This window comes from Pseudooceanicola marinus, assembly GCF_002786295.1.
Classification (GTDB): domain Bacteria; phylum Pseudomonadota; class Alphaproteobacteria; order Rhodobacterales; family Rhodobacteraceae; genus Pseudooceanicola; species Pseudooceanicola marinus.
Genome location: NZ_PGTC01000021.1, coordinates 82,809 through 99,416 on the forward strand (window position 1 = coordinate 82,809; position 16,608 = coordinate 99,416).

At 63.2% G+C, this 16,608-nt stretch carries 19 protein-coding genes; 8 read left to right on the plus strand and 11 right to left on the minus strand.

Annotation, left to right across the window (positions count from 1 at the left end; genetic code table 11):
- Positions 1-304 precede the first annotated feature (304 nt).
- A complete protein-coding gene (locus CVM50_RS16990; protein WP_085886505.1) occupies positions 305-796 on the plus strand; it encodes a hypothetical protein in 492 nt (163 codons plus the stop codon).
- Here the strand turns inward: CVM50_RS16990 and CVM50_RS22270 are convergent.
- Genes CVM50_RS22270 through CVM50_RS17000 form a run of 3 tightly spaced genes read right to left on the minus strand, consistent with a single transcriptional unit; the run spans position 696 to position 2,439 of the window.
- Complete coding sequence (locus CVM50_RS22270) at positions 696-1,151, minus strand: DUF6634 family protein (protein ID WP_408634069.1); 456 nt, start codon at positions 1,149-1,151, stop codon at positions 696-698. The two genes, CVM50_RS16990 and CVM50_RS22270, sit on opposite strands and share 101 nt — an antisense overlap.
- Positions 1,148-1,564 carry a hypothetical protein gene (locus CVM50_RS16995; protein ID WP_085886504.1) on the minus strand — a complete coding sequence of 139 codons (417 nt, stop codon included), beginning with the start codon at positions 1,562-1,564 and terminating at the stop codon, positions 1,148-1,150. The genes CVM50_RS22270 and CVM50_RS16995 overlap by 4 nt, the downstream gene beginning before the upstream one ends.
- The gene (locus tag CVM50_RS17000) at positions 1,561-2,439 is read right to left on the minus strand and encodes a hypothetical protein (protein ID WP_085886503.1); all 879 of its coding nucleotides are present in this window, start codon (positions 2,437-2,439) and stop codon (positions 1,561-1,563) included. Before CVM50_RS17000 ends, CVM50_RS16995 begins: the two co-directional genes overlap by 4 nt.
- A gap of 84 nt (positions 2,440-2,523) precedes the next feature.
- On the opposite strand from CVM50_RS17000, the gene CVM50_RS17005 reads away from it, so the two are divergent.
- A complete protein-coding gene (locus CVM50_RS17005) occupies positions 2,524-2,796 on the plus strand; it encodes a helix-turn-helix domain-containing protein (protein ID WP_085886502.1) in 273 nt (90 codons plus the stop codon).
- Between the two features lie 20 nt (positions 2,797-2,816).
- On the opposite strand, the gene CVM50_RS17010 is transcribed toward CVM50_RS17005, so the two are convergent.
- The 5 genes from CVM50_RS17010 to CVM50_RS17025 all read right to left on the minus strand — a co-directional run bounded on the left by CVM50_RS17010 (position 2,817) and on the right by CVM50_RS17025 (position 7,525).
- Positions 2,817-3,185, minus strand: a complete 369-nt coding sequence (locus tag CVM50_RS17010; RefSeq protein WP_085886501.1) for a hypothetical protein — start codon at positions 3,183-3,185, stop codon at positions 2,817-2,819.
- Positions 3,182-4,621 carry a hypothetical protein gene (locus CVM50_RS17015; protein ID WP_085886500.1) on the minus strand — a complete coding sequence of 480 codons (1,440 nt, stop codon included), beginning with the start codon at positions 4,619-4,621 and terminating at the stop codon, positions 3,182-3,184. The genes CVM50_RS17010 and CVM50_RS17015 overlap by 4 nt, the downstream gene beginning before the upstream one ends.
- Positions 4,622-4,847: 226 nt before the next feature.
- Positions 4,848-5,687 carry a hypothetical protein gene (locus tag CVM50_RS17020; RefSeq protein WP_085886499.1) on the minus strand — a complete coding sequence of 280 codons (840 nt, stop codon included), beginning with the start codon at positions 5,685-5,687 and terminating at the stop codon, positions 4,848-4,850.
- The gene (locus CVM50_RS21460) at positions 5,684-5,944 is read right to left on the minus strand and encodes a hypothetical protein (protein ID WP_143515552.1); all 261 of its coding nucleotides are present in this window, start codon (positions 5,942-5,944) and stop codon (positions 5,684-5,686) included. Before CVM50_RS21460 ends, CVM50_RS17020 begins: the two co-directional genes overlap by 4 nt.
- Before the next feature lie 480 nt (positions 5,945-6,424).
- Positions 6,425-7,525, minus strand: a complete 1,101-nt coding sequence (locus CVM50_RS17025) for a LacI family DNA-binding transcriptional regulator (protein ID WP_232618281.1) — start codon at positions 7,523-7,525, stop codon at positions 6,425-6,427.
- A gap of 85 nt (positions 7,526-7,610) precedes the next feature.
- Between CVM50_RS17025 and CVM50_RS17030 the strand changes: the two genes are divergently transcribed.
- The 5 genes from CVM50_RS17030 to CVM50_RS17050 all read left to right on the plus strand — a co-directional run bounded on the left by CVM50_RS17030 (position 7,611) and on the right by CVM50_RS17050 (position 13,951).
- Positions 7,611-8,423: an ABC transporter permease gene (locus CVM50_RS17030; protein WP_085886498.1), complete on the plus strand. Its 813-nt coding sequence runs from the start codon at positions 7,611-7,613 to the stop codon at positions 8,421-8,423.
- A 21-nt stretch (positions 8,424-8,444) separates the two neighbouring features.
- On the plus strand, positions 8,445-9,509 hold the full coding sequence (locus CVM50_RS17035) for an ABC transporter ATP-binding protein (protein ID WP_085886497.1): 1,065 nt from the start codon (positions 8,445-8,447) through the stop codon (positions 9,507-9,509).
- An 84-nt stretch (positions 9,510-9,593) separates the two neighbouring features.
- Complete coding sequence (locus CVM50_RS17040) at positions 9,594-10,646, plus strand: ABC transporter substrate-binding protein (RefSeq protein ID WP_198431929.1); 1,053 nt, start codon at positions 9,594-9,596, stop codon at positions 10,644-10,646.
- A gap of 1 nt (position 10,647) precedes the next feature.
- Complete coding sequence (locus tag CVM50_RS17045; RefSeq protein WP_085886495.1) at positions 10,648-11,478, plus strand: ABC transporter permease; 831 nt, start codon at positions 10,648-10,650, stop codon at positions 11,476-11,478.
- Positions 11,479-11,491: 13 nt separating this feature from the next.
- Positions 11,492-13,951, plus strand: coding sequence for a glycoside hydrolase family 3 C-terminal domain-containing protein (locus CVM50_RS17050; RefSeq protein WP_085886494.1), 2,460 nt, complete (start codon positions 11,492-11,494; stop codon positions 13,949-13,951).
- A 228-nt stretch (positions 13,952-14,179) separates the two neighbouring features.
- On the opposite strand, the gene CVM50_RS17055 is transcribed toward CVM50_RS17050, so the two are convergent.
- Together CVM50_RS17055 and CVM50_RS17060 are read right to left on the minus strand one after the other, a co-directional pair.
- The gene (locus CVM50_RS17055; RefSeq protein WP_085886493.1) at positions 14,180-14,476 is read right to left on the minus strand and encodes an AzlD domain-containing protein; all 297 of its coding nucleotides are present in this window, start codon (positions 14,474-14,476) and stop codon (positions 14,180-14,182) included.
- On the minus strand, positions 14,473-15,153 hold the full coding sequence (locus CVM50_RS17060; RefSeq protein WP_198431930.1) for an AzlC family ABC transporter permease: 681 nt from the start codon (positions 15,151-15,153) through the stop codon (positions 14,473-14,475). The genes CVM50_RS17055 and CVM50_RS17060 overlap by 4 nt, the downstream gene beginning before the upstream one ends.
- A 102-nt stretch (positions 15,154-15,255) precedes the next feature.
- Between CVM50_RS17060 and CVM50_RS17065 the strand changes: the two genes are divergently transcribed.
- Positions 15,256-15,708 carry an Lrp/AsnC family transcriptional regulator gene (locus tag CVM50_RS17065; RefSeq protein ID WP_085886491.1) on the plus strand — a complete coding sequence of 151 codons (453 nt, stop codon included), beginning with the start codon at positions 15,256-15,258 and terminating at the stop codon, positions 15,706-15,708.
- Positions 15,709-16,191: 483 nt separating this feature from the next.
- On the opposite strand, the gene CVM50_RS17070 is transcribed toward CVM50_RS17065, so the two are convergent.
- Positions 16,192-16,608, minus strand: a 417-nt coding sequence (locus tag CVM50_RS17070) for a LysR substrate-binding domain-containing protein (RefSeq protein WP_157792217.1), incomplete at its 5' end; no start/stop codon positions are given.

The following is a 16,608-nucleotide window of genomic DNA, read 5'->3' on the forward strand; positions in this document are numbered from 1 at the left end:
AAATTAGCGACGGAGGTGTTGAGCGTCTCGATCCCCGATCTCAACTTCAGGACCTTGAGAAAAACAGGTCTTTCATCGCCACCTTTGACAGATTCCCCGTGGCACCCAAGGTTCACCGCGCGATGAAGACGACGCAGCACACCCTTTCGCTTTCATACGGACGGCCTGACCCCGGCCCCGTGACCGGTCTCAACGCCGGTCCTCCGATGATTCCCGCGAAGGTGTGCATGCTCCACATCTTCACACCACTCCTCGACGCGATACGCCCGTGCCCCCGCCGGTCTACGGCCGATCTCACCGTTTCTTGTCCGGACGCCGATCCGGACTACCGCGTAGAGGGGGCTCCCATGTTCGATATCTCCATTGGCAATCAGCTGCCGACCTCGCCGAGGAGCAGCGGTTCATCTTCCCCGAAGATGAAGATGATCTCCGGGAACACATCTTCGACATCGTCGCCATCCTGCAGGACGGCTACCGCATCGCCGATACCATCAAGCCGAAAATCCGTCTCGTCTCACGGGTCTTCCTTCAGGAGATTGGCGAAGTCACCTGGTGCGCGCGCGAGTACGTCTATACCGATGGCGTCCAGCTCCTGACCGACGCGAACATCGACCAGATCGAACTTCGCGATACCCAGATTTTCGCCGCCGTGCGTGAGGCAGACCACGAGGCTGATGACGAAGTGACGCGCGCCATTAGCGAGACGGCCCGTAGCGTTCGCGCCAATCAGACCGCTGCCGCGCGAGGTGGCGGTTTGCAGCGGACAAAGTGTCACGGCGCGCTTGCTCAGGACTAGTCGAGTTGACTGGTACCTCCCTTAGCCGCCCAAGGCGGTACCAGCGCGAGATTGAACGCAGCCAGCCTTCTTCCCTGTCGAAGTGATAGTCGTATGCAAGCACTGGCGAGGTCGTGACCCAAGGGTCGTTAATCGTCGGGTGGCCGTGCACATCACCGTCGGCGCGCACGGCATCACCGTCGCGCCAGATCAGGAACCAATTGTCGATCATCGGGGCGTCCTGAAGATCATCCGGTTCGGGGCCGGATTCTGCCTCGTCGAGAGCCACTAGCAAGTCTTCACAGTTGATATAGCGCATAACCTCAAATTCTCTGTTCCGCGCGCCATCGACGTTATCGATAGCGTGAAGCTTCATTCGAAAATTTCCCCTAGCGGGACGTCCCCCGCTGGTCCGCAATCGTAGGCGAGCAGCTTGAGCAAGGCGACGTCCTGAACCAACCCAAGCTCATCTGATTGCAGCCCTGGCTTACGGACGTAGAGGTCCCAAAGGCCATCGGGACGCGCCGACAACCGGAAGACCTTTCCTCGTGCTTCATCGGTGAATGTGATCTGCGTCGCCGCTTCATCCACCTCGACCTCGGTGAAGACCTCACAGTGCTGGTGAATGGGGGGCATGGCCTGCCGAAATCTCTGCATGGTCTCTGCAGCCGTTCCGGGGGAGGCATCTTCCCACCGGGCTTGGTCCACAAGCATCAGCGTGCTGCCGAATAGCTCGCGATACATGTGTTCCACTTGGATGGGCTCTGCCCAGTCTGCCATGCGGGTCATAGGTCCATATCCGATTGCGAGGTGGGGGATGAGAGTGCTTCCATGATCTGGCGATCGGTCTCTGCTTGGTGCAAGCGCGCCAGCTCGTAGTCCTTCAGCGCGAACTTGATGGTGCTGATCTCCGGGCCGCCCTGATACGTGATCTCATAGGTCGCGACGCAGTCCGGCATGATCTCATCTTCGGCGCGGCGCGGAGACTTGAAGGTGTATTCGACGGAGGTGTTGAACGGTCCACCAGCTGCGCAGGTCCGAAATTGGCGCTCGCTGGTACGATTTCCGCCAAGATCCTCGACGAATGTCTGCACCGGTTGGCCTTCGAGGTCCGCGATGAAGCCATCGGTTCCCCAAGCGTAGATGAGGGTCATCGACTGCCCTTGCATCTCCGCCATGGAAGGTTGCCCGTAAAGCTCTTCCATCTGGGCTCTCAGCGCAGCAGGCTCAGGGGCCTCCTCAGTCAGTACCTTCAGCACCCGGAACAGTGCCAATGGACGTTTTCCGAAGGCTTCAGTGGCCAGGAACGCCGTGATGTCGTCTTGCGGCGCGTTAGCAAGACGCCCCTGCATGCCGACATCGCCGATCTCACGGGTCGCTTCATAGCGTAGGTCAAACGCCTTTCCCTGTGGCGACTGAATGCGCAGGCGGCGCTCTGTTTGTGTCGGCGCTGCCTCCGACCGCTCAGCGAGAAGTTCAGCCAGATCATCGACCGGATCACCCGGCCGCAGGCCAAGGAGCCTGTAAGGGTAAGGCCGCGCCTCGATGCCGCCGACCTCCTGCAAGTTGTCGGCGGTAGCCGACCCGCTCGCGGCACCAAGTAATATGATGGCGGAAAGCGCTATCGACGACGTGCGACAAGAACCGGACAGAACTGAATTCATCTCAACATCTCCAATTATCCTATAATGGGATAATACCAAAACAGGATTACGCGGCAAGGGTATGACCCTTTTGGAGAGCGGCGATTGGCGCGTAGTCTCAGAACACCGGGGCATCTGGCGCTGCTTCGCGCACTGACGGATGCCCGCAAATCCGCTGGAATGACCCAGCAGCAACTCGCAGACCGCATGAAACGACCCCAGTCGTTTGTCGCGAAAGTGGAAGGTGGTGAGCGGCGCCTGGACGTCGTTGAGTTCGCCGAGTGGACCATCGCCCTAGGCGCCGACTATGGCGATCTGCTCGAGCCTGTTCTGCGCACAGTCGGCATTGAAGCAGCGGATACCACGAACCGTGCGTGATCATTGCGTTTCGAGAATAACTACCAAGGTTCAAGAAGCGTGCTACACGTAGCGCCAAAAACGATCACGCTACCTACCATAGCGCTTCCGATTAGTATCCCGAGGCCAAGTCGCCTGTGTTTCCGCAGGATTGCCCGCCTTTCCTGTCCTAAAGCGGTAAGATTTTCCTCAAGATCTGCTTGCCGTTTCTCTGCCGCAACAACCCTTCGGCCGGTGACCTGCATGACGCCACCGATCCGATTTGCCTCAGCCGCCACCTCCTTGCGGAAGGCCGTCATCTGCCGCTCGAGCTCAGCCTGCATCTCCACCAGCTCTGCCTCCGTCTTCCGGATCGTGTCGTTTCGCCTGGCCCGAAGCTCCTCGATCCGGGCGTCCAGCTCTCTGGTCATGGTTCGATCTCCCTCTCGGATTGAAGTCGTGGATTGCGCCCGGCCGGGGGCTGATCCTCCACCAAGTCGCTCAGTTCAGCCTCGGCCGCAGCCGGTCTCAGGTGGCGCTTGATCAGCTCCCAGCACCGGGAGACGATCTGAAGGATGCGGTTCAGGGAGCTCGCGACATCCAGCTCTCCGACCCGACGCTTCAGGCGTTCATCGTGGATGGTCCAGCCTTCCCCCGTTGGCGCCGGCACGACTTCACCGGTCAGTACGCCGATCATCAACTTGCGGGCCAGCTCGAAGGCCTCGCGCACCCCGTCACGGCGGTAGGCATCGGCCTGGGAGTGGACCTCTTCCATCTTACGCTCGGCGTCGAGCCGCAGCTGCCGCGCCTTGCGCTTGGTGTCGAGGAGGTAGGCGTCGGCCACCGCGGTATCTTCCTCGGCCTTCTTCCGGGCACGTTTTTCCAACCTTCCTGCCTCCGCCTCCGCAGTGGCCAGCCTGGCCACTGCCGCCTCCCGATCGCGACGGGCCGCCTCGAGCAGCGCGTCGCTTTCGGTCGATGCGCTCTGTCGCTTCGCCTCTGCCTCGGCGTCCAGGAGTGCGGCTTGTTCCAGCTGCTCCGCCAGACGGGCCGTGATCTCATCCTCCGTGGCCGAGAGTTCTTCCTCGTGGATGGCCAGCGCCGAGACACGATCCTCCATCTCCCTCAGTAGCAGCGCATCCTGCTCCGCAGTCGCCTTGCGTGCCCGCCACTCCGCCCGGGACAGCCTTTCCCGCTTCGGACCCAGGCGGGTCAGGGCGGCTGCGATGCCGACCTCGCGGTGGTACTCGTCCTGAAGCTCCCGCGCCCGGACCTTGTAGGCCGCGTTCCCGAGTTTCACCGCGGCCTTGGCGTCGTGACCGGCCTCCCGGGCGGCGGCTTCGGCTTCGGCCTTCGCGGCCCAGGCAGGGTTCAGGTCACGGGCCGAACAGGTGGGATCATCTGTCGGCAGGACGAAGGCGTGCAGGTGCGGGTGCTCTTCGTCGAGGTGCTCGACGACGCCCATCAGATTCTCGCCGAACATCCTCCGGAAATGGGCGAGATTGTACTCGACCCAAGTCTCGTATTTCCGCCGGGCTTCCGCGTCCGCCTCGACCTGGCTGGACAGAAGCGGATGCGAGGCCACGCAGGTCAGCAGGGTGTGACGGTCCTTGCGGATGCCGCGCTCCTTGGTCGAGCCATCGGCAAGCGTCACGGAAATCCGCCCGGCTTCGACCATGGCGTCGTGGCGCTCCTTGATCCGCGCCGGGTGCAGACCAGCGACAACGCGCGGGGGCCGGGGTGCGGTGACGTGGGTGGAAAACCGGGGCACACGGCCTGCTTCGGCCAGCACCTGCTCCACCGATTGTCCGGCAGGGTTGGCCTTGCGCGAAAAGCTCTGGAGGTGGAAGAACTGAGGGCCGCTCATCGCGCCGCCACCGTTCCCCGGGAAACGCAATATGGACCGACTATTATGTTGCAAGCAACATGTCGGCGAGGACGCTGCGCCCCTCGACCCAGCCCGCGTCCTGAAGGACGCCGACACGCCAAGGCGCGTCGTAGTCGACGTCCCGTCGACCTCCTTTCCAACCCTCGCCTGCCTTTTGGCCGGGCGATCTCGGGATGCAAAGGAGAAGGCGTTGTCCGAAGTCCGATCATATGTTGACCCCTGCCGCCCTCAGCTGCCCAAACGTGACCAGCCCAGCCTCTTGCATCGCGATCCCCTGCGATCTCGATATGTTGCGACAGAGCTCCGATCTGCTGATGACCCACTCAGCGAAACCAGCCAGCGCGGCTTGGCTTTTCGCGGCTGCCCCTGCGCGATCTACGCGATGTCGATCGACGTATCGCTGCCATCGGCGTCCGCCAAACCAGTTATCCGAATAGCTGACCTTGCTTCGCGTGTATCCAGAGCTCTCAGTTGCATAAGCCTCCGCCGCAGACTGCAGCTCTTCCAGCGAGACTTCACCACGATCAATGGCAGCTCTCGCAGCATCACGGCTGGCAGCCCAGTTCCGGCGCCTGTCAGCCGGATAGGCGTGCCAAACCTTGTCAAAGTTGGGATCCGCTTCCTCACGCGCTTCCGCGCGTGAAGGAGGTTCTTTATCTGGTTTATATCTGTTCTCTTTAGAGCTGCCCTGAGGGGCAACTCCCTCATTTGCCTCCCCGGGCAAGTCGGCTTGCCCCTCAGGGCAAATGGCATCCCCCAGTGCATACCAGGTCGTCCGATCAGAGCGATCAGCGTTGTGTTCCGCCTTGATGATCAAGCGGCTCGTCACGAGCTTGTCCAAGGCTGTTCTGATCTGTTTTGGCGTCAGGTAGGGGAATTGCAGAGAGAAAGCTTTAACGGAGTTGTACGTCCAGTAGCGGCCATCGCGAAAATTCTGCTCGTTCTTGGCGTTATGATCGATCCAGAACGAAATATGATAAAAGATCACCGCGGCAGCCATGCCGACTTGATTTGCAAGCTTCGGGTCAAAGCAATGGACCTTCATGCTGCACCTCTGCCACTTGCCAGAAGAGCATCGCGGCTGTACGTTGATTTCAAATAGAATTCTTTAGTGCCGTCGGCGGAAGTTGCAGCTTCCCCGGCGGCTTTTCCTTGCGCCGTAACCGATTTCAGCTCATCGCCATGATGAGCAGTTTTCCGTGTATCAGATTCCCCATCTGTTCGGACTTTGTCCTGATACGAAAATGGCGCTAATGATTTGAAAATAAGTAGAAAATGTATGGATTGCAAATCCGTGTACACCGGTTCGATTCCGGTACTCGCCTCCACTACTTAGCCAGTTCTGGCTTCTTCGTCTCAACACTGCTCTCAACATTCCGGTTTCGGTCACGTTCTGTTCAGTGGCGAGAGAGGCGTGTCACTCAGTCCTACCGCCGTCTCGACTGGGCAGTTTCGCGCGAGCTCGCTGGCGAGCAGGGCCAGCAGCCCCCGTCTGATCGTCACGAGACGCGGGGCGCGATCATTTTCTGCAACTCAGGCGGGTGTGCGCGAGGCGCAGGTGGCAGCTGTTCGGGCTGCCGCATGAAAATCCTTGTGCATGCATCCGAGAGGTAGGTCTCGTGAGCGACGTGTCGACGGTATCGCAATTCTGCGCCAGCGGGGGGGGCGAAGGGGATGGGCCTTCAGTAGCCGAAGCTGGGTCACTTTCGGGCCGTCATTGCGACCATCCCGAGCCAGCACGACCTTGGCCTCTGCGGGCCTCCTAGCGCGCTTGGTCTTGGGCTATTCCCCGCGAAGTCCGGTAGAGGCGCGCAGCACGAGCGAGGTCAAGAAGATTTCGCAGCGGTGGTCTCGGGTTTCGTCGGCCGTGGCCGCCAGGGCCATGTCGAGCGCGGCGCGGGCCATTTCTTCCAGCGGTCGGCCGATCGACGTCAGGGGGGGCGACAGCAGGTTCGAGATCGAGTTGTCGAAGCCGATCAGGGAGATGTCTCCGGGAACGTTGAGCCCCGCAGCATGCAGTGTCTGCAGGGCGCCTGCGGCCAGTATGTCGCCGGAACTGATCGCCGCCGTCGGGCGCTGAGGGAGGTCGAGAAGCTCCTGCATCATCCGGCGGCCTTCCCGGGCGGGGTCATCGTCCGGGGCCGAGTAGAGCCCGAGCCGGATCAGATCCGGATCGGGAGAGGCGCCGTGGCGCAGGACAGCCCCCTGAAACGCCAGGATACGGTCCTCCTCCTGCGTGCGCCCATGGTGCCGTGCGCGGGCATACCGATCGGGATCGGCGCCGATGAAGCCGATGCGACGGTGCCCGAGATCCGTGAGGTGACGCACCGCCTCGTCGATTCCGGTTGCCGGGTCCACAAGCACCATGTCGGTGCCGGGGCGCCGCGCCTGTTCGACCTGAACGATTGGCACGCCCGCATCGAGAAGGGGCTGCATGCCCTCGGCAGTGACGGCATAGGCGAAGATCACCGCATCCGCCTGTTGCTGGAGGCATTGCGCCACGGCGTCGGCCTCGCGCCGGGCATTCATGCCGTGCTGGTAGGTCAGGACGGTGTAGCCGCGTTTCATCGCTTCCGACCGGATGACCTGGCTCAGCTGGCTGAAGAACGGGTTGAGCGAGCCGTCGACCATCAGGAGGCCGATGCTGTGACTTTTTTGGGTGCGCAATCCGCGGGCGGCGGCATTTGGGCGATAGCCCGTCGCCTTCAGCGCCTCGCGGATGCGCAAGCGCTTCTCTTCGCTGACCTTTTCGGGCTCGTAGAGCACTCTTGCGACCGTCGCCGGAGAGACGCCCGCATATCGTGCAACGTCGCCCATGGTCGCCATCCGTTTTGTGGCACGCACCTGATGTCCAGTTTTATCCGTTGATGATGACGTCATCATTTGCAATTGATGACGTCATCATAACGATTCGAAGCGATTTCGCCAGACCGGAGTATCGCGACGCCAGTGAAGGGCCTTCCAACTGATGACCACCGGATTTTCGCTGAAGCGGCTGCTGTTCATGGCGCTTGTGCTTCTGGCCTACGTCGTGGTCATGGCGCCGGTGCTGACCGTGATCGTGATCAGCTTCTTCGATCAGGAGATCGTCAGCTTTCCGCCGCAGGGCCTGACGCTCGACTGGTTCGCGAATGCCTGGGCCAGGCGCGAGTTCACCGACGGCATGATCTTCTCGCTTCAGCTTGCGGCGCTTGCGACGCTTATCGGCGTGCCACTGGGAACGGCCGCGGCCTATGGTCTGCACAGGGGGCGGTTCCCCGGGCGGCGGGCCATTTCGGGGCTGCTGCTGGGTCCGCTGGCGGTGCCAGCGATCATCGCGGGGACGGCGCTCTACATCTTCTATATCCGGGCCGAATTCATCCTCGACCGCGGTGTTGTCGGGACAATGGCCAGCCTCGTTGCGGCGCACGTGCTGCTGACGATCCCCTGGACGGTGCGGCTGGTCTCGGCCTCGATGGAAGGCATGGACATGAAGGTCGAAGAGGCGGCGGCGAACCTCGGTGCGCCGCCCCGGGTCGTGGTCTGGCGGGTCACCCTGCCGATGCTGCGGTCGGGGATCGTGGCGGGCTGCATGTTCTCGTTCATCCAGAGCTTTGAGAACCTCGAGCTTTCACTGCTGCTGGTGGCGCCGGGCAAGATCACCCTGCCGGTGGCCATGCTGAACTATCTGGAATTCCGCATCGACCCGACCCTGGCCGCCGTCGGCACGCTCCAGATCCTTCTGATCGGCGTGCTGATGCTGATCACCGACCGCTACGTGAAGCTGTCGCGCGTCTTTTAACCCCTTTTCGGGAGACCTTCCTTGAGCAGTCTCAAGATCGAACACCTGGCAAAGAGCTTCGGCACGACAGAGGTGCTGCAGGACATCAACCTCGGCATCGCGGAGGGCGAGATGGTGGCCCTGCTGGGGCCTTCTGGCTGCGGCAAGTCCACGACGCTGCGCATCGTGGCCGGTTTCGAGACGGCGACATCCGGGCGGATCGAGCTGGGCGGGACCGACATCACGGCGACACCCGCGCACCGCCGCAACACCGGAATGGTGTTCCAGTCCTACGCGCTTTTCCCGCACATGAGTGTGGCGGACAACGTCGGCTTCGGGTTGGAGATGCGCAAGATCGGCCGTTCCGACCGCGAGGCCAAGGTCCGGCAGGCGCTGGACATGGTGCAGCTGGGGCATCTGGCAGATCGGATGCCGGCACAACTTTCCGGCGGTCAGCAGCAGCGGGTCGCGCTGGCGCGGGCGCTTGCCGTCAACCCGGACCTTCTGCTTCTGGACGAACCGCTTTCGAACCTCGACGCCAAGCTGCGCGGCGAGGTCCAGCACGAGATCCGCGCCCTTCAGCAGCGCCTCGGTCTGACCACGCTGATCGTGACCCACGATCAGGAAGAGGCGCTGACCATGTCCGACAAGATGGTGGTCATGCAGGGCGGCCGTATCCGCCAGGTGGGCGCCCCGCGAGAGCTTTACGACGCGCCCGACAGCGTTTTCGTGGCGAGCTTTGTCGGCAACTGCAATCTCATCGAGGGCAAGCGCGAGGGCGAGGGCATGTTCCGCAGCACCTCGGGTGCGCTGCTTCCCTGCGCTAGGTCGGAGGCCGCTGACGCAGACGAGAGCAGGGTGCTTGCCTTGCGTCCCGAGCGGGTCCGGCTGTCGCCGCCGCAGCAGGGGGCTGCCTCGGCCCAAGTGGTCGGCGTGACCTATCTGGGCGCCCAGTCCGAAATCCGTGTCGATCTGCAGGGCACGCGTATCCTGGTCACCATGCCGACGCCGCAGGCCCGCGATCCGATGGCGGGTCTGGCCGAAGGCGATATGGTCAGCGCCGATTGGGCGCCCGAAGATGCGCGCCTGCTCCCGGCCGGGGCGTGATTTTCGTTTCAAGGATTGCCGGGAAAACCGGCGGATGAAGCCGGGGCCGGCCAATGCGCGAGAGCCCCCAGAAAGGAAAAACTGATGTCCAACAGAATGCTCCCGTCCCGCCGCGCCTTCCTGGCCGGCAGCAGCGCCGCGGCCGTGGTTGCCGGTCTCAGCGGCCCCGCCCTTGCCCAGGACAAGGGCCAGGTGATCGCCTCGGTCTTTGGCGGTGATTACGGCGATATCCTGCGCCGCACCGTCGACGAGGGGATCATGGCCCCCGAAGGCTACGAGGTGATTCAGGATATCTCCTCGACCGAGGCGCGGCAGACCAAACTGCGCACCGAACGTCGGCGCCGGAACGCAAGCTTCGACGTCGCCGTTCTGGCCGATCTCGACATGTTCCCGATGGCGCAGATCGGCGCGCTGACCGAGATCGACGAAGCCAGCGTGCCGCGGCTTTCGGCCGTGCTTCCGGCCCTGCGCAAGCCCTATGCGATCCCGCAGATCTATTCCTACATCGCGATCCTCTACAATCCCGAGAAGGTGGACACGCCGCCCACCTCTTTCGCGGATCTCTGGGACCCGAAGTACAAGGGCAAGGTCGGCGTCTCGGACGCGCTTCACGTGGCAACCTCGGCTGTGGCCTCGCTGGTGGCCGGCGGCTCGATGAGCGATTTCGCACCCGGGCGCGACAAGCTTCTGGAGCTGAAGAACGATCAGGACGTGAAGATCCTGCCGTCGAACGAAGCGATCGCGGCAGCCTTCGATTCCGGCGATATCTGGATCACGGTCAACTATGTCTCGCGGGCCTATTCCTGGAAGAAGTCCGGCCTGAACATCGAGCGCGCCGTGGCCAGCGAGGGCGCCATTCCGATTGCCTTCGAGATGGCGGTGCCGACCAACGCACCGAACCCCGAAGGCGCCATCGCCTACCTGAACGCGGCGTTGGACCCTTCGGCGCAGACCGGGTTCGCCGAGATGATGGGCTATCTGCCTACGGTCACCGACGCCGTACTCGATCCCGAGCTTGAAGCGGCCATCGGCCTGCCGGTCGAGGATCGCGACAGGCTCCTGTCGCTCGACGAGGCCTACCTGATGGAGCACCAGGCCGAGATCCTCGATTTCTGGAACCGCGAGTTCAAGGGCTGACATGTTCCTGCTGGTTTTCCCCGCGACCCTGATGGTCGTCGTCCTGCTGGTCCTGCCAATGCTCGGCCTGTTCCGGACGTCGCTGAACCTCTATTCGCCGCAGGAGCTGATGGTTCAGGCCCTGAGCGGGGAAAACTATCTCGACGCTCTGGGCGACCCTTATTATCAGCGCATCCTGCTGACCACGATCGGGGTCGCCCTTCTCTGCATGGTGCTTTCGCTGGCGCTGTCGCTGGCGCCGGCCTACTGGCTTGCGCGGATGCGCAGCCGATGGAAATCGCTGGTGATGATCCTGACGCTGTTCCCGCTGCTGGTGGGCAATGTCGTGCGGGCGGCGGGCTGGATGGCGCTTTTCGGCACCGACGGGGCGATCAACGCCTTCTGGCGCAGCCTCGGCGGCGAGACGCTTCAGATGATGTACACGCCCTTTGCCGTGGTGGTCGCCACCACCGCGGTGGTGCTGCCCTACATGATCCTCACCCTGGCCTCGGTGGTCGAGGCCGTCCCGCGCCAGACCGAGGAAGCTGCGATCAACCTTGGCGCCTCGCCGCTGCGGATGTTCTTTCGCGTGCTGTTGCCGCAGGCGGCGCCGGGGGTGCTGGCGGGCTGCGTGCTGGTGTTCATCCTGTCGATGAACGCCTATGCCACCCCGGTTCTGCTGGGCGGGCCCGGATTCACGATGCTTGCGCCGGCGGTCTATGAGCAGTTCGTCAGCGCCGGCAACTGGCCCTTCGGCGCCGCGCTGGCCTTTGTCCTGCTCAGCGCCACGCTGATCCTGACGCTGGCTGTCAGCCTTTTCCTCACCAGATCCCTGAAACGCCGCACGCGCTAGGACGACCGACCCAATGCCCGATAAAGACTACGATGCCCTCCTCGAGGCGATGACGCTCGAGGAGCAGGTCAGCCTGTTGTCCGGTGCCAGCTTCTGGCGCACGGCGGCCATCGAGCGGCTGGGTGTTGCCCCGGTCAAGCTGACGGACGGGCCGAACGGCGCCCGGGGCGAGGATTTCAGCGGCGGCATCAGATCCGCCGCCTATCCGGTCGGTATCGCCCTGGCTGCCACCTGGGCCCCTTCGCTGGTGGAGGAGGCCGCTGCCGATCTGGCACGCGAGGCCCGCAGCAAGGGCGCGCGGGTCTTGCTCGGGCCGACGGTGAACATGCACCGGAACCCGCTGAACGGCCGGAATTTCGAGTGCTTCTCGGAGGACCCCACGCTCGCCTCGGCGATGGCGGTGGCCTATGTCCGGGGGGTGCAGTCCCAGGGTGTTGGGGCGACGATCAAGCATTTCATCGGCAACGAATGCGAACACGAGCGGCGCACGACGAGTTCGCAAATCGACGAAACCACGCTGCGCGAGATCTACCTGCCGCCCTTCGAGGCCGCTGTGAAGGAAGCCCGCGTCGCCTGCGTGATGACGGCCTACAATGCCCTCAACGGGGTGCATACCTCGCAGAACCACTGGTTGTTGGAGGATGTCCTGCGCGGCGAATGGGGATTCGACGGGGTGGTCATGTCCGACTGGACGGCCACACATTCCACCGCCGAGGGGCTTCTGGCGGGGCTCGACCTGGAGATGCCTGGGCCGACGGTCCACCGGGGCGCGAAGCTGATCGCGGCCGCGCGGGACGATGCGGCGCTGGCCGGGGCCGTGCGACGCTCGGCGCGGCGCATCCTCGCGCTGGCCGACAGGGTCGGGGCAGGGGAGCAAGACGATCTCGACACGGAACGGGCCGAGGACCGTCCCGAGACCCGGGCGCTGATCCGGCGGCTGGGGGCAGAGGCCGCGGTATTGCTGAAAAACGACGACAGGCAGTTGCCGCTCGACCCGGCCCGGCTGTCGCGCGTCGCGGTGATCGGCCCCAATAGCGCCAAGGCGGTGATGTTCGGGGGCGGATCGGCGCAGATCAACGCCCACTACAGCGTGTCCCCTTTGCAGGGCCTTAGGCAGGCGCTGCCCGGTGTCGAAATCACACATGCAATCGGCTGCCCCGGCGACCGCTACCTGCCGCTTCTGGATCAGCCCGTCGAGATCCGTTTCTTCGAAGGCGTGACGATGCAGGGAGATCCGGTCCTCGTGAAGCAGGGCGAGACAAGCGAATTCCGCTGGTTCGGCCCGGTCGCGCCCGAGGTCGATCATCTGGCCTTCTCGGCGCGGCTCGCGACCACATACGAGGCGCCGGAAACCGGCGCATATGAAATCGGCCTCATGAGCGCGGGCACCAGTCGGCTCTATGTCGACGGCGTCCTTGTGCTCGACGCCTGGAACGGCTGGTCGCGCGGGCAAAGCTACTTTGGCCACGGTTCCGACGAGCGCCGGACGGTGCTTCACATGCAGGCCGGTCGCCGCTACGAGATCACGTTGGACTATGCCTGCGGCGACGGTTTGACCACCACGCTGAAGGCCGTGCGCTTCGGTCTGCGCCCGCCTTCGGCGAAGGGCTCGTTGGAAGAGGCCGTGGCGCTGGCGAAAGAGGCCGACGCCGTGATCGTCGTCGCCGGGTTGAACGACAGCTGGGAGACCGAGGCGGAAGACCGCGCCTCGCTTGCCCTGCCAGAGCCGCAGGATGCGCTGATCGAGGCGGTGCTTGCGGCGAACCCGGCCACCACGGTCGTCATCCAGTCCGGGTCTCCCGTGCAGATGCCCTGGGCGGACCGTGCGCGGTCGATCCTTCAGCTCTGGTATCCGGGACAGGAATGCGGTCACGCCCTGGCCGATGTGCTGACGGGGCGGGCAGAGCCCGGTGGCAGGCTGCCGCAGAGCTTTCCCGCAGGTCCCGAAGGGTTGGAAGGCGTCATGCAGCGACCGGACCGAGGCGCGAGCGTTCCCTACGACGAAGGCTCCTTTATCGGATACCGTGGCTTCCTCCGGCGCGGCGATCGACCGGCCTTTCCCTTCGGACACGGGCTCGGCTACGCCGACATCCGTTTTGGCGAGAGCCGCGTGAGCGCGACGCCCGAGGGCGCGTCGGTCGAGGTCGTGTTGCAGAACCATTCTGACCGCCCGGGTCAGGAGGTGGTCCAGATCTACCTGCGGGGGGCGGAGGACAACGCTTGCTGGCTTCGTGCCTTCCGGAAGCTGCGTCTGCAGCCGGGCGAGCGAGGCGAAGTGAGGCTCGACCTGACGCGGCGAGATTTCAGCCGCTGGTCCGAGGAGGATGGGGAATGGCGCGAGATGGTTGGCCCCGTTGAAATTCTCATCGGCCGTTCGGTGGAGGTGATCCACAATACCCATATGGTCGACCTGGCTGGATCGAAGCACTGCTTTGCGATGTCACAAACGGCTGGTTCGGAGACGCTGCGTTGACGTGATGGCCACTTGGCGAATGGCGGCCATGGGCCGGGAGCGACGCCGCCCACGGTGCGGCCAGGCGATTGGCCCTGCCGCGCAGCGAAGTCCGGAACTAGTCTTCACCACCAGATGCAGCGGGGGGGCTGAACGACGGCTTCGTCCGTTCTCGGTTGTCCCTGTCGGCCAGTCCAGATTGCATTGGCTTTGCTTTACGGTCTTTGAGGCGCGTTCTGGCAGGAACGTTTAAACGCCCAGCCACCCTAACCCCGCGAAGGCGGCCATACCGAGGGCCATGGTCGCAATAACGTGGTTCGTTCCAATCGCGACGCCAACCGCGATACCGGCCGCGAGCCAGGTCGCCGGTGGTTGTCCGGCCAGCGACGACGCGACCAGGCTGACCACGATCAGCCCCGGCAATTCATCCAGCACCCAGGCGTGACGCGACGCCCGGATGCGCCCGCCCGCGATAAGCCCGGTCACACGGATCGCGAACGCCGCGAGGGCCAACAGCCCGATCACCGCCCAGTATTGCCCACTCATGCGACGGCGACCTTCTTGCGGCGCATCAGAGCGCAGGCCGCCAGCCCGACAAGTGCCCCGACGACGATCCCGTATGCCTGCGGCACCCCGAGGGAGACTGTGGCCACCGTCGCCCCTGCGGCAAGGACCCAAGGCAGAGCCTGCGACCGGCCCCGCCACAGGCCCCGCGCCATGGCAATGAAGGCGGCTGTGAACGCAAAGCCGAGGCCGAAGCGTTCGAGGTCGGGCAACACGGCTCCAATCGCCGCGCCCGCGACGGTCGACGCGGTCCAGACAGAAATCATCACGAAACCCGACCCCAAAAGAAACGCCGCGCCGACCTCCGGCGACTTCGCGCGCTCTGCCATGGTCAGGGCCCAGTTCTCGTCACCCGTGACGTGGATCGCGAGGATCTTCCACCGCCATGAAAGCCCGACCAACACCTCCGAGAGCGAGGCGATCATGCCGACGTAGCGCAGGTTTAGCGCGGCCCCGGCCAGCACCGCTCCCAGAACCGTGCCGGTCGTGGCGAATTGCTCGACGGCTACGATCTGCGACGACCCGGCATGGACGGACGCGCTCATCAGGCCAACGCTCCACGACGGAAAGCCGACCTGCGCCGCCAGCAACCCAAATGCGAAGCCGTAGACGGCTGCGCCGAGGGCAAGGGGAAGGATGGTAAGGGCACCGTGTTTCATGCCATTCAACATAGGTGGATATGATGATGCGAAATACGCTTATCTTGGCAGAGTGATGATCGGATAACATCATATTTGGTATGTTATGCATGGGAGGCAATCATGGATGCGACGGACCGGAAGTTACTCGATCAGGTGCAGCGGAACTCGAAGATATCGATCCAGTCTCTTGCCGACACGATCGGGGTCTCGACTGCATCCGTGCAGCGGAGGATGCGATCGCTACGAGAGGCCGGCGTCATCCAGCGCGAAGTAGCCATCCTCGACCCCAAACCCTTGGGCCTTGGCATCACGGCCATCGTTGCGATCGAGCTCGAGCGTGATCGGCTCGACCAGATCGACGCCTTCAAGCGCAAGGCGCGGGAGGATCGGCAGGTGACCCATTGTTACTGCATTGCCGGGGACGCGGACTTCATTCTTGTCGTGATGGCCGCAGACATGGCGGATTACGAGGCGTTCACGCATCGGTTCTTCTTTGCCGACAGGAACGTCCGCAAGTTCAGAACGTCCATTGTGGTGTCGACAGAGAAGGCCACGTCGGAGTTGCCGATCTGACAAGGTGGATATGATCCTCATCGGCAATGACCACGTTCGAAATTCGCAGAACCGTAGCGGTCATTCGAGACTGCGCTGCGGCTCGTCGGTTTGTCCCGCTATGCGGACGTCGGGGCCCAGATCAACGCTGCGCGGTGCCATGAAATTCCGGCATGGGGAAGCCGCCCTGCGCCAATGGCGATCCTTGCCAACAGCGGCTCTGAGCCGATCGCGCCGAGTTCGGCAGGCCTATCTATCCCCGGAGCTAGGTCAGCTTAGGCTCTGGCGGGGCTCGCCCCTCCCGGGGGGATATCTGAAAAGCAGGGCAAAGTGCTCCTGACTTGTGAGGAGACTTCATTTTTGTGCTCGGCTAATTGGAGAAAGAAGCCAGCTGAGAATTCCAATTCCCGGTACTGGATTGATATTTTGCGAGCATTTCTTTGCTGTCGGGATCTTAATTGTTTCGGGCGTAAGCTATGAGCGTCAGAATTCGAAGAGGTGGGGCTAGATCTTCAAGCTGATATGTTCAGCGATGGAGATCAGGTCCTGAACGGCCTGGCTCTTGGGCATATGTGTCATCGTGAGCGCGCCCATGGGTATGGGCTCGGGTAGTTCCGGCAGGCCGACACGGTAGATTCCCGCCGGGGCCAGCCGAGCATAGTATAGCGGTTCCGGACAGACAGCGATCACGTCCAGCTCCTCGACAAGAGAAGAAAGCATCTGCGCCGAGCGGCAGAGGATGGTCTTGTTTCGCAATTTGACACCCTTGCGAGACATCCAGCTGTGGAAGTAGGCATCCGTGGTCGCAGGTGAGGGGTTTAGCACCCACTGCTCGTGGGTGAGCGCCTCCCAGGATTGCGGCTTGGCGAGGTCCTTCTTGCGGGTCACGGCAACCATGTTCACCGTGCGGAACTGCTGAAA